This is a genomic window from Streptomyces durocortorensis (assembly GCF_031760065.1).
Taxonomy (GTDB): domain Bacteria; phylum Actinomycetota; class Actinomycetes; order Streptomycetales; family Streptomycetaceae; genus Streptomyces.
In genome coordinates this window covers 1,706,143-1,727,051 of the sequence record NZ_CP134500.1, presented here as the reverse complement: position 1 = coordinate 1,727,051, position 20,909 = coordinate 1,706,143, and the positions used below count along the sequence as shown (strand labels likewise).

The 20,909-nt window shown below is 71.3% G+C and carries 19 protein-coding genes; 7 read left to right on the top strand and 12 right to left on the bottom strand.

Annotation, left to right across the window (positions count from 1 at the left end; genetic code table 11):
• Positions 1–44 precede the first annotated feature (44 nt).
• The 6 genes from RI138_RS07615 to RI138_RS07590 all read right to left on the bottom strand — a co-directional run bounded on the left by RI138_RS07615 (position 45) and on the right by RI138_RS07590 (position 6,125).
• On the bottom strand, positions 45–1,799 hold the full coding sequence (locus RI138_RS07615; RefSeq protein WP_311119291.1) for an NAD+ synthase: 1,755 nt from the start codon (positions 1,797–1,799) through the stop codon (positions 45–47).
• 80 nt (positions 1,800–1,879) lie between these two features.
• Positions 1,880–3,457: a multicopper oxidase family protein gene (locus tag RI138_RS07610; RefSeq protein WP_311119290.1), complete on the bottom strand. Its 1,578-nt coding sequence runs from the start codon at positions 3,455–3,457 to the stop codon at positions 1,880–1,882.
• Positions 3,458–3,527: 70 nt separating this feature from the next.
• Positions 3,528–3,977 (bottom strand): DUF6153 family protein, encoded by a 450-nt coding sequence (locus RI138_RS07605; RefSeq protein WP_311119289.1) that lies wholly within the window; start codon positions 3,975–3,977, stop codon positions 3,528–3,530.
• Between the two features lie 128 nt (positions 3,978–4,105).
• Positions 4,106–4,531: a CBS domain-containing protein gene (locus RI138_RS07600; RefSeq protein WP_096627618.1), complete on the bottom strand. Its 426-nt coding sequence runs from the start codon at positions 4,529–4,531 to the stop codon at positions 4,106–4,108.
• A 152-nt stretch (positions 4,532–4,683) separates the two neighbouring features.
• Positions 4,684–5,427, bottom strand: coding sequence for a DUF305 domain-containing protein (locus RI138_RS07595; RefSeq protein ID WP_311119288.1), 744 nt, complete (start codon positions 5,425–5,427; stop codon positions 4,684–4,686).
• Positions 5,424–6,125 (bottom strand): DUF3105 domain-containing protein, encoded by a 702-nt coding sequence (locus tag RI138_RS07590; RefSeq protein WP_311119287.1) that lies wholly within the window; start codon positions 6,123–6,125, stop codon positions 5,424–5,426. The genes RI138_RS07595 and RI138_RS07590 overlap by 4 nt, the downstream gene beginning before the upstream one ends.
• Before the next feature lie 269 nt (positions 6,126–6,394).
• Here RI138_RS07590 and glnA point away from each other — a divergent pair, with 269 nt between their 5' ends.
• Positions 6,395–7,756, top strand: a complete 1,362-nt coding sequence (glnA, locus tag RI138_RS07585) for a type I glutamate--ammonia ligase (protein ID WP_164616245.1) — start codon at positions 6,395–6,397, stop codon at positions 7,754–7,756.
• Between the two features lie 58 nt (positions 7,757–7,814).
• Here glnA and RI138_RS07580 read toward each other — a convergent pair whose 3' ends face one another.
• Positions 7,815–8,744, bottom strand: coding sequence for a hypothetical protein (locus RI138_RS07580; RefSeq protein WP_311119286.1), 930 nt, complete (start codon positions 8,742–8,744; stop codon positions 7,815–7,817).
• A 113-nt stretch (positions 8,745–8,857) separates the two neighbouring features.
• Entirely contained in the window at positions 8,858–9,223 is a 366-nt protein-coding gene (locus RI138_RS07575; RefSeq protein WP_096627623.1) for a peptidase inhibitor family I36 protein, read from the bottom strand.
• 243 nt (positions 9,224–9,466) lie between these two features.
• Here RI138_RS07575 and RI138_RS07570 point away from each other — a divergent pair, with 243 nt between their 5' ends.
• Positions 9,467–10,426 carry a helix-turn-helix domain-containing protein gene (locus RI138_RS07570; RefSeq protein WP_311119285.1) on the top strand — a complete coding sequence of 320 codons (960 nt, stop codon included), beginning with the start codon at positions 9,467–9,469 and terminating at the stop codon, positions 10,424–10,426.
• A 22-nt stretch (positions 10,427–10,448) separates the two neighbouring features.
• Here RI138_RS07570 and RI138_RS07565 read toward each other — a convergent pair whose 3' ends face one another.
• Positions 10,449–10,745 carry a hypothetical protein gene (locus tag RI138_RS07565; protein WP_311119284.1) on the bottom strand — a complete coding sequence of 99 codons (297 nt, stop codon included), beginning with the start codon at positions 10,743–10,745 and terminating at the stop codon, positions 10,449–10,451.
• Between the two features lie 286 nt (positions 10,746–11,031).
• On the bottom strand, positions 11,032–11,370 hold the full coding sequence (locus RI138_RS07560; protein ID WP_311122817.1) for a hypothetical protein: 339 nt from the start codon (positions 11,368–11,370) through the stop codon (positions 11,032–11,034).
• Between the two features lie 159 nt (positions 11,371–11,529).
• On the opposite strand from RI138_RS07560, the gene RI138_RS07555 reads away from it, so the two are divergent.
• From RI138_RS07555 to RI138_RS07540, 4 genes are all read left to right on the top strand, one after another.
• Entirely contained in the window at positions 11,530–12,294 is a 765-nt protein-coding gene (locus tag RI138_RS07555) for a GntR family transcriptional regulator (protein WP_311119283.1), read from the top strand.
• Positions 12,295–12,349: 55 nt separating this feature from the next.
• Entirely contained in the window at positions 12,350–12,928 is a 579-nt protein-coding gene (locus tag RI138_RS07550; protein WP_311119282.1) for a maltokinase N-terminal cap-like domain-containing protein, read from the top strand.
• 287 nt (positions 12,929–13,215) lie between these two features.
• A complete protein-coding gene (locus RI138_RS07545) occupies positions 13,216–14,001 on the top strand; it encodes a putative protein N(5)-glutamine methyltransferase (protein ID WP_311119281.1) in 786 nt (261 codons plus the stop codon).
• A gap of 125 nt (positions 14,002–14,126) precedes the next feature.
• Positions 14,127–17,120 (top strand): bifunctional [glutamine synthetase] adenylyltransferase/[glutamine synthetase]-adenylyl-L-tyrosine phosphorylase, encoded by a 2,994-nt coding sequence (locus tag RI138_RS07540; RefSeq protein ID WP_311119280.1) that lies wholly within the window; start codon positions 14,127–14,129, stop codon positions 17,118–17,120.
• Between the two features lie 55 nt (positions 17,121–17,175).
• Here the strand turns inward: RI138_RS07540 and RI138_RS07535 are convergent, their stop codons facing one another.
• Positions 17,176–18,171, bottom strand: a complete 996-nt coding sequence (locus tag RI138_RS07535) for a phosphatase PAP2 family protein (protein WP_311119279.1) — start codon at positions 18,169–18,171, stop codon at positions 17,176–17,178.
• A gap of 76 nt (positions 18,172–18,247) precedes the next feature.
• Complete coding sequence (locus RI138_RS07530; protein ID WP_311119278.1) at positions 18,248–19,291, bottom strand: LacI family DNA-binding transcriptional regulator; 1,044 nt, start codon at positions 19,289–19,291, stop codon at positions 18,248–18,250.
• 346 nt (positions 19,292–19,637) lie between these two features.
• Here RI138_RS07530 and RI138_RS07525 point away from each other — a divergent pair, with 346 nt between their 5' ends.
• Positions 19,638–20,906 (top strand): extracellular solute-binding protein, encoded by a 1,269-nt coding sequence (locus RI138_RS07525; protein ID WP_311119277.1) that lies wholly within the window; start codon positions 19,638–19,640, stop codon positions 20,904–20,906.
• Positions 20,907–20,909: the final 3 nt, after the last annotated feature.

Sequence of the window (20,909 nt, the reverse complement as noted above, 5' to 3'; positions counted from 1 at the left end):
CCCCGGCGGGCGGGCACCCCTGAGGGCTGACCCGCGGGCAGCCCTCAGGACGACTCGCGCCACCGGTTCGTGATCGGCAGCCGCCGGTCCTTCCCGAATCCCTTGGGCGAGATCTTCGTCCCCGGCGGGTACTGCCGCCGCTTGTACTCCGCCGTGTCCACCATCCGCAGCGTCTTCGCCACCAGCTCCGCGTCGAACCCGGCCGCCACGATCGCGTCCATGCCCTGGTCCCGGTCCACGTACAGCTCCAGGATCGCGTCGAGCACGTCGTAGTCCGGCAGCGAGTCCGTGTCGACCTGGCCCGGCCGCAGCTCCGCGCTCGGCGGCTTGGTGATCGAGGCCTCCGGGATCGGCGGGGTCTGGCCCCGTTCCTCCGCGGCCCGGTTGCGCCACTTCGCCAGCCGGAAGACCGACGACTTGTAGACGTCCTTGATCGGCCCGTACGCGCCGACCGCGTCCCCGTACAGCGTGGAGTAACCGACCGCCAGCTCCGACTTGTTGCCGGGTGCGAGCACGATCTGCCCCTCCTGGTTGGAGATGGCCATCAGCGTCGTGCCGCGCAGCCGCGCCTGGAGGTTCTCCTCCGCGAGCCCGGTGAGCTCCAGTGACCCCATGTACGCGTCGAACATCGGCGCGATCGGCACCGTACGGAAGTTGAGCCCGGTCCGCCGGGCCAGCTCCGCCGCGTCGTCCTTGGAGTGCTCCGAGGAGTACTTCGACGGCATGGACACGCCGTACACGTTCTGCGCGCCGAGCGCGTCGCACGCGATGGCCGCGCAGAGGGCGGAGTCGATCCCGCCCGAGAGCCCGATCAGCACACTGCTGAAACCGTTCTTCGCGGCGTACGCACGGAGCCCGACGACCAGCGCGGAGTAGATCTCCTCATCGTCGTCCAGCCGCTCCGCGTACCCGCCCGCGAGCTCGGGTTCGTAGGTGTCGACAGGCCGGTCGGACAGCACGACATGGTCGATGCGCAGACCGTCGGCCACGACCCCCGAGGGCGCCGCGGCTTCGGCGGCGGGCAGCTCCAGATCCAGGATCACGCTGCCCTCGGCGAACTGCGGGGCGCGCGCGATGACCTCGCCCTCCTTGTCGACGACGATCGAGTCACCGTCGAAGACCAGCTCGTCCTGCCCGCCGATCATCGCCAGATAGGCCGTCGTGCAACCGGCCTCCTGGGCCCGCTTGCGGACCAGCTCCAGCCGGGTGTCGTCCTTGTCCCGCTCGTACGGCGAGGCGTTGATCGACAGCAGCAGCCCGGCCCCGGCGGACCGGGCGGCCGGGACGCGCCCGCCGTCCTGCCACAGGTCCTCGCAGATCGCGAGGGCCACGTCGATGCCGTGGACGCGGACGACGGGCATCGAGTCGCCCGGCACGAAGTACCGGAACTCGTCGAACACCCCGTAGTTCGGCAGGTGGTGCTTGGCGAAGTTCAGCGCGATCCGGCCGCGGTGCAGCACAGCCGCCGCGTTGCGCGGGGAACCGGCCGGCTGCCCGTAACACGCCGCGGCGTGTTCGGAGCGGTCCAGGTAGCCGACGACGACCGGCAGCTCGCCGAAGCCCTCCGCGTCGAGCCGGGCGGCGAGCGCACGCAGCGCCTGACGCGAGGCCTCGACGAAGGACGACCGCAGGGCCAGGTCCTCGACGGGATATCCGGTCAGCACCATCTCGGGGAACGCCACCAGGTGGGCGCCCTGCTCGGCGGCGTGCCGGGTCCAGTGGACGATCGCCTCGGAGTTGCCGGCGAGGTCGCCGACGGTCGAGTCGATCTGATTCAGTGCGAGGCGTAGTTGAGGCACGTCGGCCAGTGTAATCGTCTTTCTGACGCGATGTCCCGGCGGGCCGGGCAGAATCCTCCCGGGCCCGCCGGAACCGCAGGTCAGCCCCGGTAGCCCAGGACCGTCATCATCCCCGCCTCCGCGTGGTAGACGTTGTGGCAGTGGACCATCCACAGCCCCGGGTTGTCGGCGTCGAACTCCACGGTCAGCGACCGGTGCGGCAGCACGATCGCGGTGTCCTTACGGGCCCCGGCGGCGTTCCCCGCCAGCGCGAACGTGTGCCCGTGCAGATGCAGCGGGTGCCACATGGCCGTCCCGTTGTCGAAGACGATCCGCACCCGCTCGCCCGCCTCCACGGGCCGCCGCTGCTTCGCGGAGTACGGCTGCCCGTCGAAGGCCCAGTCGTACTTCGCCATTCCGCCGGTGAGCCGCATCCGGATCGTCCGGTCCGGCGCCCGGCCCGCGAGCGCCACCGCCTCGTCCGGGACCAGCCGCCCGGCCTCCACCAGCTTCCCGTCCAGCTCCTTCGGCCGTACGGAGGCGGCGGGCGCCGCACCGCTCCCGGTCCGCAGCAGGGCGAGGGCCGACGCCTTCTTCCCCTCGGCCACCGCGGTGAGCGGGAAGACCCCGTCCCCGGCGGTGACGAGAACGTCGTACCGTTCGCCCATCCCCAGCAGCAGCGCGTCGCCGGTGGTGTGCCGGACCGGGAAGCCGTCGGTGTGCGTCACGGTCATCCGGTGCCCGCCGAGCGCCACCCGGAAGGCGGTGTCGCCACCGGCGTTGATGATCCGCAGCCGGACACGCTCACCGGGCCGGGCGCGGAACGTCTCCGGATCCCGCGCCACGCGTCCGTTGACCAGGTAGTGCGGGTAGGCCACATCACCGGCGTCCCCGCCGAGCAGCTCACTGGTGGCCCCCATCATCATCCGCGAGGGCCCGCCGCCGTCCGGCTCGTCCTTGCCCTCACCCTCGCCGGACATGGTGTGCGCGCCGTGATCCATCCCGCCGCCCATGCCCCCGGACAGCTCCTTGAGCACGGCGTCCGGCGTGGACCCCGCCACCCCGTCGACCCAGTCGTCGAGGACGATCACCCACTCCTTGTCGTACGCCAGGGGCTCCTTCGGGTCCTCGACGATCAGCGGCGCGTACAGCCCCCGGTCCTGCTGGACGCCGGAGTGCGGATGGAACCAGTACGTGCCCGGGTGCGGCACGGCGAACCGGTAGCCGAAGGCGGCCCCGGGCGCGATCTCCCGCTGGGTCAGCCCCGGGACCCCGTCCATGTCGTTGCGCAGGGCGAGGCCGTGCCAGTGCATCGAGGTGGACCGCGGAAGGTGGTTGGCGAGGGTGAGGTCGAGCGTGTCCCCGGCCGTCACCCGCACCTCGCGCCCGGGCAGCCGGTCCCCGTAGGCCCAGGAGGGGACGGTGATGCCGCCGCCCAGATCGAGCCGGGTACGGGTGGCGGTGAGGGAGACCTTGCGTACGGGCCCGGAGCCGCGCGCCGCCTCGGCCGCCCGGACCTCCTTGCCGTCGGGGGAGACGTACGTACCGGAGTCCTGGGCCCCAGCGGCGGAGTGCGTGCCGCCGTGGCCGCCGCCGTCGGAACAGGCGGCGAGGGCTCCCGTACCGGCGACGGCGAGAGCGGCGCCGAGCAGGGCGCGTCGAGTGGGTTGGGTGGGCATGCTGAATACACCTCTGAAGAACTGTGTTGGTCCGGTGGATCTCTGAGGGGCGGAGGTGAGACGCCCACTCCTAAATACGCAGCACCGAGACGCTGGCGAGCACCGATATGCGGGGCGGCGGATTCGCCCGCAGGACCCGCGGCAACCCGGCCCCGGCATGCGTACCCGCGGGCCGCCCGTCGGCACGCGCCCGGAGCAGCAGCCAGGAACCGGCGAGGGCGAGCCCCCAGACGCCGAGAACGGCGAGGCAGACGGAGAGCGGATCCATGCCGCTCATGGGGGCGTCGGGGTGGTGGCCGGAGGGGGCCGTGCGGGCCGCGTTCGCAGCCGCCTCGGCGGCCTCGGCCGTCGTGGTGGCCCCGGCAGCCTCGGCGGCTGACGGTGGAGTGCTGTGTTCCGCCGGATGGCCGACCGTATGCATGGTGAAGATGCCGAACAGCAGGGCGGCGAACAGCAGGAACCGCCGGCAGGAACCGCTCCCGGCTCCCTTTCCGCTCCCGCTCCGCGCCTTGGCCGCCATACCGGCCACCCTACCCCCGGCGGGTATCCGGACGGACGGCGGCCCGGCGCCCCGGGAGCCGTCGCCGGAGCGGTCCGGGGTGCCGGGCCGCGGTGCAACGGGCCGTCGGGCACGGGGGCGCGCGGTGGTCAGCCGCGGGCGTACACCTTCTCCGCCCAGCCCGCGATCTGCTCCTCGGTGAGGTGCTGCGCGAGGTCGGCCTCGCTGATCATGCCGACCAGCTTCTTGTTCTCGACGACGGGCAGCCGACGGATGCGGTGGGTCTGCATCTCCTCCAGGACCGCGTTCACATCCGCCTCCGCCTCGATCCAGCGCGGGGTCCCCTGGGCGAGGTCGCCCGCCGTGACCTTCGACGGATCGTGCCCCTTCGCCACACAGCCGACCACGATGTCGCGGTCCGTGATGATCCCGACCATGCGGTCCTGACCACCGTTGGCGGAGACGGGCAGGGCACCGACGTTGTGCTCACGCATCAGCTGCGCCGCACGGTCAAGGGTCTCGTGGGCCGGAATCCAGTGGGCCCCGCTGTGCATGATGTCTTTGGCGGTCGTCATGGGGGATTTCCTCCTGCGTGCCGATGGCACTGCCGTACGGCCCCGAGCGCACCCATCGTCATCGGCCGGGCGGCCGCGCGCGACCGCAATCACCCGTTCGGGTGCGCCGGTGCGGGGACGCGGGCTGACTCACGGTGGCCCGGGACCGACGCTCAGGGGCGCGGCTTCGCCCCGCGCTCGGCGAGCATGTCGCGCATGAGCCCCAGCTCGGACTGCTGCCCCTCGACCATGCCCCGGGCGAGCCGCCGCTCGGCCGGGACCGAGCACCGCGACACACAGCCCTCGGCCATGGCGACGCCTCCCTTGTGGTGATCCGTCATCAACTGGAGGAAGAGGACCTCGGCCCGCTCGCCGTCGAGACGCCCCAGCCGTTCCAGCTCGGAGCGCCGGACCATGCCGGGCATGAGCACACCGTCGTCGCCACCGTCCAGACCGTGCCCGCCGTGTGCGTGTCCGTCCCCGCCGCCGTCCCCCATCCACGCCATGGGTTTCCCGTCGCCGGGCGCGACCTTCGGCAGCTCCCACAGATCGAGCCAGCCGAGCAGCATGCCGCGCTGGTTGGCCTGGGTGTTGGCGATGTCGTAGGCGAGACGCCGTACGTCCTCGTCGTCGGTGCGGTCGCGGACGATGAACGACATCTCGACGGCCTGCTGATGGTGGACGGCCATGTCCCGGGCGAACCCGGCGTCGGCGGAGTCCGCGGCGGGCGAACTCGGCACGCCGGGCGCACCGGGCTCCCCGTCGCCGCGCGCGGAGGCGACGGTGGCCGCCCCCGCGAAGAGCAGGGCGAGGGCCACGGCGGCCCCGGCCGCCCACCGCACGCGCGCGGTCTTCTGCCGCTCGGCGAGGGCATGGGAGTCTTCGCCCCCGTCCTCCGCCGTGCGCTCCGCCGTCACCGCGGCACCGCCGCCAGCCCGCCGGTGCAGGGGGCGCCGGGCTCGGGCGTCTGCGCGCCCTGGACGTACTGGGTGAGGAACTGGTCCACCCGCTTGTCGTCGGCGGAGTCCACGGTGACCTGCTTGCCCCAGGCGCTGAGCACGATCGTGCCCTCCTGCTCGGCGTACGGGCTCATCAGCGTGAACGGGGTCCTCCTGACGCGCTCGGCGAGCTCGGCGACGTCCGCGTCGGCGGCCTTGCCGTTGTACGTGACCCAGACCGCGCCGTGCTCCAGGGAGTGCACCGCGTTGACGTCGGGGAGGGCCTTTTCGTATACGTCGCCGTCGCAGTTCATCCAGGTCTGGTTGTGGTCGCCGCCGACCGGAGGCCTCATCGGATAGTCGACCGCCCCCGCCACGTGGTTACGGCCCAGCTTCGCGGCGTCCCAGGACTTCAGCCCGTCGATGGTCCCGCCGGCGTGGTCGCCCTGGGAGTCGCCGTGCCCGCCGGGGTGCTTGCCGTCCTGGGCCGCGGCGGTGCCGTCGGACTTCTCGTTCTTGTCGTTGGCCTCGGAGTTCTCCAGCAGCAGATACGAGCCGAAGGTGACCAGACCGGCCACGACGGCGGCGCTCACCCCTATGGCGATGGCCCGGTTGCGGGTGCCGCGCGCACGGGTGTCGGGGGCCTGCGGCTGGGGGTGGCGGGGGTCGAAGCTCATGTCGTGGAGTCCTTCTGCGAAGGGGCCGGGATGGCGGGAGAACGGTCCGTGGACCGACGCGCGCGGAGGGGCGGTAACGACGGGCGGAAAGCCGGTCACCGCTCGGCCACCGCCGCCGTGCGCCACGGTCGCCGATCGTAGTGGGTGGCCGAGTGCTCTCTCTCACACCGAGTGCGTAATGTGGGTGAAATCCCGGGTCGTGATACTGGCAGTGTCCCCCCTACCCCGGGCGGTGGTGCACAGACCGTCTGAACTGCAAGGATGTGGCAATGGACAAGCAGCAGGAATTCGTCCTCAGGACCCTTGAGGAGCGCGACATCCGCTTCGTGCGACTGTGGTTCACCGACGTCCTCGGGTTCCTCAAGTCCGTCGCCGTCGCCCCGGCCGAGCTGGAGCAGGCCTTCGACGAGGGCATCGGCTTCGACGGCTCGGCGATCGAGGGCTTCGCCCGCGTCTACGAGTCGGACATGATCGCCAAGCCGGACCCGGCCACTTTCCAGATCCTTCCCTGGCGCGCGGAAGCCCCGGGCACGGCGCGGATGTTCTGCGACATCCTGATGCCGGACGGCTCACCGTCCTTCGCTGACCCCCGCTACGTACTGAAGCGCATCCTCGCCAAGACCTCGGACCTCGGCTTCACGTTCTACACCCACCCCGAGATCGAGTTCTTCCTGCTGAAGAACAAGCCGGTCGACGGCACCCGCCCGACCCCGGCGGACAGCTCCGGCTACTTCGACCACACCCCGCAGAACGTCGGCATGGACTTCCGCCGCCAGGCGATCACGATGCTCGAATCCATGGGCATCTCGGTGGAGTTCAGCCACCACGAGGGCGCCCCCGGCCAGCAGGAGATCGACCTGCGCTACGCGGACGCGCTCTCCACGGCGGACAACATCATGACGTTCCGTCTGGTGATGAAGCAGGTGGCGCTGGAGCAGGGCGTGCAGGCCACGTTCATGCCGAAGCCGTTCTCGGAGTACCCCGGTTCGGGCATGCACACCCACCTCTCCCTCTTCGAGGGCGACCGCAACGCGTTCTACGAGTCGGGCGCGGAGTACCAGCTCTCCAAGGTCGGCCGCTCGTTCATCGCGGGCCTGCTGACGCACGCCGCGGAGATCTCGGCCGTCACCAACCAGTGGGTCAACTCCTACAAGCGCATCTGGGGCGGCTCCTCCCGAGCGGCCGGCGCGGGCGGTGAGGCCCCCTCGTACATCTGCTGGGGCCACAACAACCGCTCCGCCCTCATCCGCGTCCCGATGTACAAGCCCGGCAAGACCGGCTCGGCCCGCGTGGAGGTCCGCTCCATCGACTCCGGCGCCAACCCGTACCTCACCTACGCGGTCCTCCTGGCCGCGGGCCTCAAGGGCATCGAGGAGGGCTACGAACTCCCCGCCGGTGCCGACGACGACGTCTGGGCCCTCTCCGACGCCGAACGCCGCGCGATGGGCATCGAGCCGCTCCCGCAGAACCTGGGCGAGGCGATCTCGCTGATGGAGAAGAGCGAACTGGTCGCCGAGACGCTGGGCGAGCACGTCTTCGACTTCTTCCTCCGCAACAAGAAGCAGGAGTGGGAGGAGTACCGCAGCGAGGTCACCGCGTTCGAGCTGAAGAACCTGCTGCCGGTGCTGTAGGAGCAGGTCGGCGGCGGCCTGGAAGGCGCCGTGCGGGCGGCTGCCGGGTCCCGGCGGCTCAGAGTCGTCGCACGGCTTTGTCCAAGGCCCTGGCGTAGTCGGCCAGCGACTCGCGATGCTTGTCGGCGAGGGGCTGTTCGACCGTGCGCTGGGCGTCGGAGACCGCCTTCCGCAGGCCGTTCTCCTGCTGGCAGCGGGCGTCGTTCCGCGCCACGGCGAGTTCGTACCGGGCCGCCGCCCGCAGCGCTTCGGTTTCGCCGGTGCCCTCGCCCTTCGCGGTCTCCGTCCTCTTCTCGACCGGTTCCCGGGCGGAGGAGCCGGCGGGGACGGGGTGACCGGCATCCGCCATGCACGAGGCCCACCGGCTCCTGGCCCGCTTGACCTCCGCGGCCCGCTCCACGTCCTCGACCACGTGGTTCGCGAGGAACTGGTACGTGTACATCAGCCGGTCCCAGCCCCGGCCGTACAGTTCCTCCCCGGCCCGGAACTGGCATCCGTCGGTGTTGACGGTGAAGGATTCGCCCGTCGGCAGCCGGACCGTCCTCTCGTGCGCCTCGGTACCGGTCAGCGCCTTGTCGTACGCCTCCTCGTCGTCGCCCGTGTCCCGAGCGGGCTCCTCCCGGAGGGATGGCTCACCACGCAGTACGGGACCGGTGACGCCGTAGCCCTCCTTGGCGGCGAAGTCCTCGGTGAGCAAGCCGTACGGATTCCAGGCGGGCATCTCGTCGCTGACGGCGGCCGGTGGCGGAAGGTCCACCGGCTCGGCCTCGACGCCCCTGTCCGCCAGGCAGTCGTCCACGATCCGACGCTCCAGCCGGTCCAGCCGCCGCTGCTGGCCGTCCGTCAGGTTCGGTACGGACCGCCCGAAGGGAACCAGGGCGTCCGTCTGTGCGCCGGATGCGGGAGTTCGGGCGGGCGTGCCGCAGGCCGTGGTCGTGGCGCCGGTCAGGACGAGCAGCAGCACGGCCGCGCTGATCCGGGTCTTCAAGCCGTCTCCTCGGGATGCTGGGTGCGGTGGTGCGGTGGTGCGGTGGCGCCCGTCCCGGCAGTCCTTCGTCGTGCGGCCGGGACGGGCGCCACCTGGTCAGCGGATGCGGCCGGTCAGCACCAGCGGTTCGACCCCGCGCCGTTCTTGAGCACGCTGTTCTTGGTCTCGCTCAGCTGGTAGCCGATCTTGAACACGACGGAGGAGCCGGTCTGGTAGGTCCCCGACCAGACGCGCACGCTGCAGCTCGTGCCGTTGTTGTACATCGAGCGGGAATTGGCGAACTTGGTGTACTGGCGCAGGTTGCTGTTGTTGCCCGCCACCTTTCCGGGAGTGCCCACGAAGCTCGGGACGGCCCACGAGCACAGGTAGGTCTTGGGACAGTCCGACTTGGCGGCTTGCGCCGAGCCCGCCGTGGCCACCATTCCGCCCCCTGCGAGGGCGAGTGTGGAGGCAACGACGGCGATCCGGGTGAAACGCATGTGAAATCCCTTTCTGGTTCCCCGCGTTCGGGAAATCCGCCGGGCCGGTCGACCGGCGGCTCGGCACGAGTATGGGTCGCCGAACCGGACGTGGAAGTGTCCCAGCAGGTCCCAGGGCAGGGACAGGACGTCCCGGAGACGCGCAGCGCGACGACTTGGGGGACCTGTTGGAGCGGTGGCCGGGTTGGGAAAGAATGGGATCCCCTGTCCCGCACCAACTCCGCGCAAGGGAAGCCGGATTTGATGACAGATAGGCATGAGTTAGGCAAAATCCAACGAAAGAGGCAAGGTGCGCTGGCGGAGCAAATGCGCTTCCTGCGCACACGCAGTGGTCTGACCCTCAACGGTCTGGCCGAGCGCACCTCCTACAGCCGGTCCTCCTGGGAGCGGTACCTCAACGGCAAGGCCGTGCCGCCCCGGGCGGCGCTCAACGAGTTCGCGGCGGCTGTCGGGGTCGCCGCGCCCCCTCTCCAGCAGCTGAGAGAAGAGGAAAAGCGTTCTTGGAGATCCGGGTCCCGGGACGGTCCCCCGCACCGTGAGTCAGCGGCGGGCGAAAGTCCGGGTGCGGCCCCGCCACCCAACGGCGACGGAAATCCCGCCGAAGTGCCGGCCGTACCGGAAGAGGTGGATTCACCCGGTCGTGGACATCGGCGGAGAACGACGCTGGTGTCCATCGCTTCCGCATTCCTGGCGCTGGTCGCCGGAATACTGCTCGGCGCCTGGATGTTCGGCGGGAATGACGCGGAGCGGACGGGCCGGCAAAACGCTGGAATTGATCCCGGATGTATTGAGTTCGAATGCCGTAACAAGGACTCACAACGCGTGGGGTGTCACTTGGGGGCATGGACCGCCGCGGCCACCTGGTCGGGCCGTACCTATGTCGAACTGCGCTACAGCCCGCGGTGCCGGGCCGCATGGGCCCGTATCACGGAGGCCGAAGTCGGTGACACCGCCAGGGTGGAGGGCCCCAGGGGGGTGCGCAGCCAGCGCGCGGTGACCTACGAGAACGACGTCTACTCGCCCATGGTCGAGGCGCCCTACCCCGCTGCCGCGCGGGCCTGTGCGGTGGTGGGCGGCAAGGAGGTCTGCACCCCGTCGGGCGGGTCCTCGCCCCTGCCGCCCGCGATCACCGACGAACGCGAACCGGCCCGGAAGGCCGCGCCGACGGGCAGCGGGGAGGTGGCAGGGGCGAGCGGCCGGTAGTCCCGAGGGCCCGCGCCCGGTCCTACACCGGGGGTGTCCCCGGCGGTGACGGGGCCGGAGGCGGGTTGGGCAGGGGAGGGCCCGGGTTGGGCGGGAGCTTCGGGGGGCCGCTGCCGTGTCTGCCGTCGTCCATGACCCTGCGCGCCGTCAGGCCGTAGATGCCGTACGGCGGGAAGAGGTCGACGCGGCGGGGGTAGTCGCCCTCCGCGCACTCCTCGCAGAGCAGGTCACGGCCGGTGGGCGTGTGCCGGGCGGCGGTGACCGGGGCGTTCCAGCACGCCTCGCAGACACGGACGTCCGTCGCGGAGAGGGTGATCATCGGGGCCTCCCGGGCGGTGCGGGCAAGGCCCGGCGGGTGGTACGCATGAGGTGCCTCCGTCGCTCGTGGAGCGGATGGGTGGTGAACCCGGCCCGGCCGCGCTGCCCTGCCGAGGAACGAGCGGCCGGGGCGGGGGTTCAGGGGGTCCGGCCGGGGTTCGGGAAGTCCCGCCGGGTTTCAGGGAGTCCTGCCGGTCCAGAGGGGTCCGGCCGGGGCTCAGGAGGTCCTTGCCGGTTCAGGAGGCCCTGCCGGACGTCGTACCGCTTCTCGTCCGCGGGTTTCCCTCTCATCCGCGGGTCTCCCGCCACACGCGGACGAGCTTCGTGGCGTCGGGGCAGATGGCCCCCGCGCGGCAGGCGTCGCACGTCGTCGTGTGGCCGAGCAGGGCGCGGTAGGCCGCGTCGGGGGAGTCGGTCGTGGTCATGGTCGCCTCTCTGCTGATCTCGGCCCAGACGAACTCGCTGGTGCGGGTGAGGGTGTGCCCGAAGCGGTCGGCCGTGGCGAGGGCGGCGAGGACCGCCGCGTGTTCGGCTTCGGTGAGCTCGGCGGGGAGGTCCGCCTCGATGCGGATACCGGCCGCGGTGTCGGCGACGCGCGGCCCGGCGCCGATGGCGGCGGTGAGCATGCCGGTCAGGGCCACTGCCCGCGCTTGAGCTGAGCGCACACTTCTCCCCTGGTGAAGCTGATGTCACTCCATGTAATGCTGAGTATTCAGCTTCAACCTGATGGGTTAGCTTTGTCAATGTCGAGCCCGGAACGCCGCACCCCTCACGGAGCCGCTGAAATGCCTCGCGATACGCCGTACTTGCAGGTGGCCGACGCTCTCCGTGCCCGGGTGCAGGCGGGCGAATGGGCGGTGGGTGACAAGCTGCCCTCCCGGGCCCGGTTCGCCGAGGAGTACGGCGTCGGCCAGTCCGTCGCCCAGCGCGCGATGGAGCGCCTGATCATCGAGGGCATCCTCGAAGGCCGCGCCGGTTCGGGCACGTACGTCCGCAAGGCCCGCGAGCGCCGCAGGATGGTCCGCTCACGCCACCGCGAGCAGCGCAACGGAAGCCCGTTCCGCGCCAACATGCGGGACCAGGGAGCCGCGGGCGTCTGGGAGTGCAACAGCGCCGCCCGGGTCCCGGCCACCGAGGACATCGCCGAGCGGCTGGCGATCGAGCCCGGTGACCTGTGCGTCGTGACCGACTACGAGTTCCTCGCGGACGGGCAGCCGGTCCAGCTCGCCAAGAGCTGGGAGCCGATGGCCATCACCGGCGGCACGCCCGTCCTGCTCCCCGAGATGGGCCCCAAGGGCAAGGCCGGAGTCGTCGAGCGCATGAACTCCATCGGCGTGCACATCGTCACCGCCCTCGAAGTGCCGCGCCCGGCCCGCGCCACCCGCGAGCACGCCAACCTGCTCGGGATCTCCGTGGGCGACCTGGTCACCCAGCTGGAGCGTACGTACTACGACAACGAGGGACGCCCGGTGGAGACCGCCGACATCATCGTCCCGGACATCCGCTGGGAGATCGCGTACGAGATCGACGTCGACCGGTCCCGGTTCTGATGGTCCCGTACTGACGGTCCCGGTCCCGGTTCCTGGGCCTGACAAAGGAGTTCGCATGGCCGCCGTTCATCGCACCACGATGTCGCCCACCAAGCTGGAACTGCTCGCCGACTGGCTTCCGAAGCAGAGCTGGTATGCGGGCGACGCGGAAACACCGGAACCGGTCAAGGCCGGTGGCTTCCGGCTGGACGATCCGGACGGCGAGGTCGGGATCGAGTTCATGATCGTGGCGCACGCCACCGAGCGGGAGCCGGTGGCGTACGCGGTGCCGCTGGGCTATCGCGGCGCGGCGCTGGAGGACGTTCCCGGCGAGGCGTTGATCGGGACGTCCGAGCACGGGGTGCTCGGCACCCGGTGGATCTACGACGGCGTCCACGACCCGGTGGTGATGGCCCAGTTGCGCGCGCTCATGCGCGGCGAGGCGGTGCCGCAGCACCAGGACGAGAGCGACACCCCCGACCCGACCGTCACTGTGCACGGGGCTGAAGCCGAGGGCGGGCTCGACGTCCGGGTCAACCGGGTCCTGCGGGCGGAGGAGGCCGCCAGGACGCCGTCCGGATACCTGGTCGCCGGGTGGGTCTGGCCGGACGGAACGGCCGCTAGGGGTGTGGTCGCGGCCGTTGCGCCCCGGTAGGCGGGGGTCCCCGGCCGGTGACCGGTGTGATCGCCGCGCTGTTCCTGACGCCTACGGAGCCGCGCGACAGCGTGGACCTGTGAACCACCCGCTGTTGTAGGGTTACGACCCAGTGCTACGCCCCCCGTGCACCGGCACGGGGACGGACCGAGGAGGTGAGACCCATTACCGCTGGATCAGGCTGGGTGCTCACCTCGCACGATCGCGTCGAACGGACGGCAGACGTCGGACGGACGGCTTAGCCGATCGCGGAGCGCCCATCGGTACTCCCGAAAGGCTTCGCTCGTATGTCCGTTCACCCCGTGAGTTCCCTCTCCACCACTGTTGCCACCCTGCGCCACGCCGGCTGCGTCTTCGCCGAGGACGAGGCCGCGCTCCTGAACGAGGCGGCCCGGTCCCCGCAGGAACTCACCGCCCTCGTCGAACGCCGCGCCGCCGGGCTCCCGCTCGAACACGTCGTGGGCTGGGCCGAGTTCCGCGGCCGCCGCTTCGGCGTCGACACCGGCGTCTTCGTACCCCGCCGCCGTACGGAATTCCTGGTCGCGCAGGCCGTCGCCCTCGCACCCCGGCGCGCCGTCGTCGTCGACCTCTGCTGCGGCTCCGGCGCGCTCGGCGTCGCCCTCGCCACCGAAGCCTCGGCGGCCGAACTGCACGCCTGCGACGTCGAGCCCGCCGCCGTGCGCTGCGCCCGGCGCAACGTCGGCGCCCTCGGGCAGGTCTACGAGGGCGACCTGTTCGGCCCCCTGCCCGCCACCCTGCGCGGCCGCGTCGATGTGCTGCTGGCCAATGTTCCGTACGTACCGACCGACGACGTCGAACTCCTTCCCGCCGAGGCCCGCGTCCACGAACCGCGCGTCGCCCTGGACGGGGGTGGCGACGGGCTCGACGTGATGCGCCGGGTCGCCGCCGAAGCGCCCGGGTGGCTCGCGCCCGGCGCGAGCCTGCTGGTGGAGACGAGTGAGCGGCAGCGGGACGCGGCGGTGGAGGTCGTCGGCAGCGCCGGACTGGTCCCGCGCGTGGTGGTCTGCGAGGAGCTGTACGCCACCGTCGTCATCGGCACCGCAGCGCAGTAGTCGTCAGCCGGGCCGTGGCCGCGTCCCGAATCCGCCCGCACAGCCCTTAGGCTCGAAGCGCTGTGGCGCGGCCAACGGGCGGCGAGCAGTTTCGCAGATCGGTTCGGGCGGCAGGAGAGCGTGCAATGACGACGGTGCCGGGGCGCAGAAGCAGTACGTTCACCAGGCTGCTGCGGCACGGATTCACCGACCCGTCCGCCGCCGAACGGCTCCTGGAGGTGGACGACCTCGCCTCCGTACGGTCCGACCCCGTCCTCCTGGAGGCGCTCGGTGCCACCGCCGACCCGGATCTGGCCCTGCGCGGCCTCGTCCGGCTCGTGGAGGCCGAGACGGAGGACGGGCGGCAGGTGCTGCTCGACACCCTCGTCACCGCCAAGCCGCTGCGCGACCGGCTCCTCGGGGTCCTCGGGGCGTCCGAGGCGCTCGGGGACCACCTGGCCCGGCATCCGCGCGACTGGCAGGCGCTCGTCACGTACGAGGCGGTCGACCTGCATCCGGGGGTCGCCGAGTTCGAGCGCGGGCTCGCCGACGCCGTCGACCCGGACTCGCTGCGGGTCGCCTACCGCCGGTGCCTGCTGACCCTCGCCGCCCGCGACGTCTGCGGGACCACCGGCCTCGCCCAGACCGCCGCCGAACTGGCCGACCTCGCCACCGCCACCCTGCGCGCCGCCCTCGCCATCGCCCGGACGTCCGCGCCCGAGGACGCCGCGCGGTGCCGGCTCGCCGTCATCGCGATGGGCAAGTGCGGCGGCCAGGAGCTGAACTACGTCTCGGACGTCGACGTGATCTTCGTCGGGGAGGCCCGGGACGGGGTCGACGAGACCAGGGCCATACAGGCCGCCACCCGGCTGGCCGCCCACATGATGCGGATCTGCTCTGAGAACACCGTCGAGGGCACGATCTGGGAGGTCGACGCCAACCTCCGCCCCGAGGGTCGCAACGGGCCGCTGGTGCGCACGCTCAGCTCCCACCTCGCCTACTACCAGCGGTGGGCCAAGACCTGGGAGTTCCAGGCGCTGCTGAAAGCGCGTGCGGTGGCCGGGGACCCCGAGCTGGGCGCGGAGTACGTCGAGGCGGTCTCCCCGCTCGTCTGGCAGGCCGCCGACCGGGAGAACTTCGTCCCCGACGTCCAGCAGATGCGCCGCCGCGTCGTCGACAACATCCCCGCCGACCGGATCGAGCGTGAGCTGAAGCTGGGGCCCGGAGGGCTGCGGGACGTGGAGTTCGCCGTCCAGCTCCTCCAGCTGGTGCACGGGCGCAGCGACGGCTCGCTGCGCAGCGGCACCACGCTGGAGGCCCTGCGGGCGCTCGCCGAGGGCGGATACGTGGGGCGCGCGGACGCCGCCCAGCTGGACGAGGCGTACCGCTTCCTGCGCTCCATGGAGCACCGCATCCAGCTCTACCGGCTGCGCCGCACCCACCTGGTCCCCGAGGGCGAGGCGGACCTGCGGCGGCTCGGGCGGTCGCTCGGGATGCGCACCGATCCGGTCGCCGAACTCAACAAGGCGTGGCGGCGGCACGCCTCCGTCGTACGGCGGCTGCACGAGAAGATCTTCTACCGGCCGCTGCTGGACGCCGTCGCCCAGCTGGCCCCCGCCGAGTCCCGGCTCAGCGCGAAGGCCGCCGCGATCCGGCTGGAGGCGCTGGGGTACGCGGACCCGGCGGCCGCCCTGCGGCATCTGGAGGCCCTGTCCTCCGGGGTGTCCCGCAAGGCGGCGATCCAGCGCACGCTGCTGCCGGTGCTGCTCGGCTGGTTCGCGGACTCCGCCGACCCGGACGCCGGGCTCCTCGGCTTCCGCAAGGTGTCCGACGCGCTCGGCAAGACCCCGTGGTACCTGCGGCTGCTGCGCGACGAGGGAGCGGCCGCGGAGAACCTCGCCCGGGTCCTCTCCGCGGGCCGCCTCGCCCCGGACCTGCTGCTGCGGGCCCCGGAGGCGGTGGCGATCCTCGGCGACCCGGAGGGGCTGCGGCCGCGCACCCGGGACCACCTGGAGCAGGAGGTGGTGGCCGCGGTGGGGCGTGCGGACGGCGCGGAGGCTGCGATCGCGGTGGTGCGCGGGGTGCGGCGGCGCGAGCTGTTCCGTACGGCGGCCGCCGACCTCATCGGCTCGTACGGCACCGAGGACAGCCCCGCCGAGCAGGACCACGGGGCCCTCGTCGACCGGGTCGGCTCGGCCGTCACCGACCTCAACGCCGCGACCATCGCGGGCGCCTTGCGGGCCGCCGTACGGGAGCGGTGGGGCGACACCCTGCCGACCCGGTTCGCCGTCATCGGCATGGGCCGCTTCGGCGGGCACGAGCTGAGCTACGGCTCCGACGCCGACGTGCTCTTCGTCCACCGGCCGCGCGAGGGAGTCAGCGACGAGGAAGCGAGCCGGGCCGCCAACACGGTCATCTCCGAGATGCGCCGGCTGCTCCAGCTGCCCACCGCCGATCCGCCGCTGCTGATCGACGCCGATCTGCGCCCGGAGGGCAAGACCGGGCCGATGGTGCGCACTCTGAAGTCGTACGAGGCCTACTACCGGCGCTGGTCCCTCGTGTGGGAGAGCCAGGCGCTACTGCGGGCCGAACCGATGGCGGGCGACGAGGAGCTGGGCCGCGACTTCATCGAGCTGGTCGACCCGTTGCGGTATCCGATGGAGGGCCTCGGCGAGGACGCCGTACGCGAGATCCGCCGGCTCAAGGCGCGCATGGAGTCCGAGCGGATGCCGCGCGGTGCGGACCCCACGCTCCACGCGAAGCTGGGGCGGGGCGGGCTGAGCGACGTCGAGTGGACCGTGCAGCTGATGCAGATGCAGCACGGGTGGGCGGAGCCGGGCCTGCGGACGACCGGTACGCGCGAGGCGCTGGCCGCGGCGTGCGCGGCGGGGCTGATTCCGGCCGAGGACGCGCAGACACTGGACGAGGCGTGGGTGCTGGCCACCCGGGTGCGCAACGCGGTGATGCTGGTGCGGGGACGGCCGGGCGACACGTTCCCGTCGGAGTCGCGGGAGATGACGGCGGTGGGGCGGTACCTGGGGTACGAGCCGGGGCATGTCGGGGACATGTTGGACGACTACCGGCGGATCACGCGGCGGGCTCGGGCGGTGGTGGAGGAGCGGTTCTACGGGGCGGGGTGAGCCTTCGGAACTACCGGGGCGCCGCCGAGGCCCCGCCCCTCAAGCGCCGTACGCGCTACGGGTGGCGGACCGCCGTCGCCGGGGCGTCCTCGCGGACAGGGGTGTCCGCCGTCGCCGGGGCGTCCTCGCGGGCCAGCGCGTCCGCCGCCGGGCCCGGTCGTGGCAGCCGGGCCGTGCGCACCCCGGTCAGTCGGCTCTTCCCCGTCGGCACCCACTTCGGCAGCCGGTGAGGCAGCGATCCGTACCAGGCGCGGGACAGCGCGTAACCGAAGGCCAGACAGGCCATGCCGCCCACCGCGTCCAGCCAGAAGTGGTTGGCGGTGGCCACGATCACGACGAGGGTGGCCATCGGGTAGAGCAGGCCCAGGATGCGCGCCCAGGGTGCCTTGGCCAGGGCGAAGATCGTCAGCCCGCACCAGAGCGACCAGCCGATGTGCATCGAGGGCATCGCCGCGTACTGGTTGGACATGTTCTTGAAGTCGCCCGAGGCCATCGAGCCCCAGGTCTCGTGGACGAGGACCGTGTCGATGAAGTTCGCCCCGTTCATCAGGCGGGGCGGGGCGAGCGGGTAGAGGTAGTAGCCGAGGAGGGCGACCGCCGTCGTCGAGAAGAGGACCAGGCGGGTCGCGGCGTACCGGCCGGGGTGGCTGCGGTACAGCCACACGAGCACACCGATGGTCACGATGAAGTGCAGGGTCGCGTAGTAGTAGTTCATCGACACGATCAGCCATGTCACGGAATTGACCGCGTGATTGACCGTTTCCTCGAAGGCGAGGCCGATGGACTGCTCCGCCGACCAGATCCAGTCGGCGTTGGCGAGGGCGGCGGCCTTCTGCTCCGGGACGGCGTTGCGCACGAGGGAGTACAGCCAGTAACTCACCGCGATGAGCAGGATCTCGAACCAGAGGCGCGGACGGCGCGGCGAGCGCAGCGAGCGAAGGCGCGTCAGGGCGCGGTTCCTGCGCCGGGCCTCGGGGGCCGCCTCGTCCACGATGGGTGACGGGCTGGTCGCCGACCGGCCTTCGTGTGCTGTCACGTGTGTTTCACCCATAGGCACAGAGTCTGCCAGATACGTCCCCCTGCGCTCGATCATCCTCCGGTCGGGTCCGGGGCGCACGTCCTGCGCCTCAAGGATGAGCGTGGGCCCCTGAGGGAAGTCCGGGTCCCGACGCCGTCGAACCGCGAACCACCAGCTCAGGCATGAAGACGAATTCGCTGTGCGGGGCGGGGGTTCCGCCGATCTCCTCCAGGAGCGTGCGCACGGCGGCCTGGCCCATCGCCGTCACCGGCTGCCGGATCGTGGTCAGCGGCGGGTCCGTGAACGCTATGAGGGGTGAGTCGTCGTAGCCGACCACGGAGAGGTCCCGGGGGACCTCCCTGGACAGCCTGCGGGCCGCCCGGATCGCCCCGAGCGCCATCATGTCGCTCGCGCACACGACGGCCGTGCAGCCGCGCTCCATCAGAGCGGACGCGGCGGCCTGACCGCCCTCCAGCGTGTACAGAGAGTGCTGGATCAACTCCTCCACGTCGTCGGGGGCGAGGTCCAGCTGCTCCCGCATCGTGGAGTGAAAGCCCTCGATCTTGCGGAGCACCGGCACGAAGCGCTTGGGGCCCACCGCGAGTCCGATGCGGGTGTGGCCCAGCGCCACCAGGTGCGTCACCGCCAGCCGCATCGCCGCCCGGTCGTCGGGTGAGATGAACGGCGCCTGCACCTTGGCGGAGAAGCCGTTGACCAGGACGAAGGGGACGCCCTGGCCGCGCAGTTGCTCGTAGCGCTGCATGTCTGCCGAGGTGTCGGCGTGCAGCCCGGAGACGAAGATGATGCCGGAAACGCCCCGGTCCACCAGCATTTCGGTGAGTTCGTCCTCGGTGGAACCGCCGGGGGTCTGGGTGGCCAGCACCGGGGTGTAGCCCTGCCGGGTCAGCGCCTGGCCGATCACCTGCGCCAGCGCCGGGAAGATCGGGTTCTCCAGCTCCGGGGTGATCAGGCCGACCAGTCCCGCGCTGCGCCTGCGCAGCCGTACGGGGCGTTCGTAGCCGAGGACGTCGAGCGCCGCGAGGACGGATTCGCGGGTGGTCGCGGCGACTCCGGGCTTGCCGTTCAGGACTCGGCTGACCGTCGCTTCGCTGACCCCCGCCTGAGTTGCGATATCGGCAAGCCGTGCGGTCATGGGATGGGACTGTACCGGGCCCGTGTCCGATTGCCCACCGTGCGCGATGTGCCACCGGCAGGCCTCCCGGGGGCCTCCCCGGCAACATCTTGCAAGGTCTTGCGGCCCTGGGCTGCACCCTGCGGTCGGATCGTCGCACTGCGGATACGTCATGCCTGGCCTGCCCCTGCCAGGGTCGGCGGACCCTCGTCAAGGGGCTTGACGGCAACCTTGCGGACACGCGAATGTAACGATCACCAGCGCTTGCAGAAAACTTCCGCAAGGTCTTTCGGTGGTCTTTCATCCTTGTTACGTTCACGTCGACCCGGCGCCGCGACGGAGCGGTACGGCAGTTGAAGGAGTTCAGATGCGACGTGGCATAACGGCCACCGCCCTGGTCGCGGCCCTGGCGCTCGCGGCGACCGCCTGCGGCAGCGACGGCGAGTCCGGCGGCGGCAAGAGCTCGGGCGAGCTCTCCGGCACGGTGACCTGGTGGGACACCTCCAGCCCCGGCAGCGAGGACAAGGTCTTCAAGAAGCTGGCCGAAGGCTTCGAGAAGAAGCACCCGAAGGTCGACGTCAAGTACGTCAACGTGCCCTTCGGCGAAGCGCAGAACAATTTCAAGAACGCCGCCGAGACGGGCGACGCCCCCGACGTCATCCGCTCCGAGGTCGCCTGGACGCCGGACTTCGCCAGCCTCAGCTACCTGGCCCCGCTGGACGGCACCCCCGCCCTGAAGAACCAGGACGACTTCCTGGACCAGGCCGTCGCGTCCACCAAGTACGAGGGCAAGACCTACGCCGTCCCGCAGGTCATCGACTCCATGGGCATCTTCTACAACAAGAAGCTGCTGGAGAAGGCGGGCGTCGAGGCCCCGGCCAACCTGGACGAGCTGAAGAGCGCCGCCAAGAAGATCAAGGAGAAGACCGGCAAGACCGGCCTCTACCTGCGCGGCGACGACCCGTACTTCTTCCTCTCCTTCCTCTACGGCGAGGGCGGCGACCTGGTCGACGCCGGGTCCAGGACCGTCACCGTGGACAAGCCCGAGGGTGTCAAGGCCTTCAAGGCGGTCAAGGAACTGGTCGACGACGGCACCGCGAAGACGGACGCCTCGGACGGCTGGGAGAACATGATGCAGTCGTTCAAGAACGGCGACGTCGCGATGATGATCAACGGCCCCTGGGCCGTCGCCGACACCCTGACCGGCGAGGAGTTCACGGACAAGGACAACCTGGGCATCGCCCCGGTCCCGGCCGGCTCCGCCGCCCAGGGCGCCCCGCAGGGCGGCCACAACCTCGCCGTCTACGCGGGCTCCAAGAACCTCGACGCCTCCTATGCCTTCGTCGAGTACATGACGTCCGTGGATGCCCAGGCCACCGTCGCCGGTGAGCTGAACCTGCTGCCGACGCGCCACTCCGCGTACGCCAAGAAGCAGGCCGTCAACAGCGAGATCGTCGGCTTCTTCAAGCCGATCGTCGAGACCGCCGTCGAGCGCCCCTGGATTCCCGAGGGCGGCAGCCTCTTCGAGCCGCTCCGGGTCGAGTACACCAAGGTCCTCACCGGCCAGACGACGCCGGAGAAGGCCGCCAAGGCCACCGGCGACGCGTACCGCAAGCTCCTGAAGGACTGGAAGTAACAG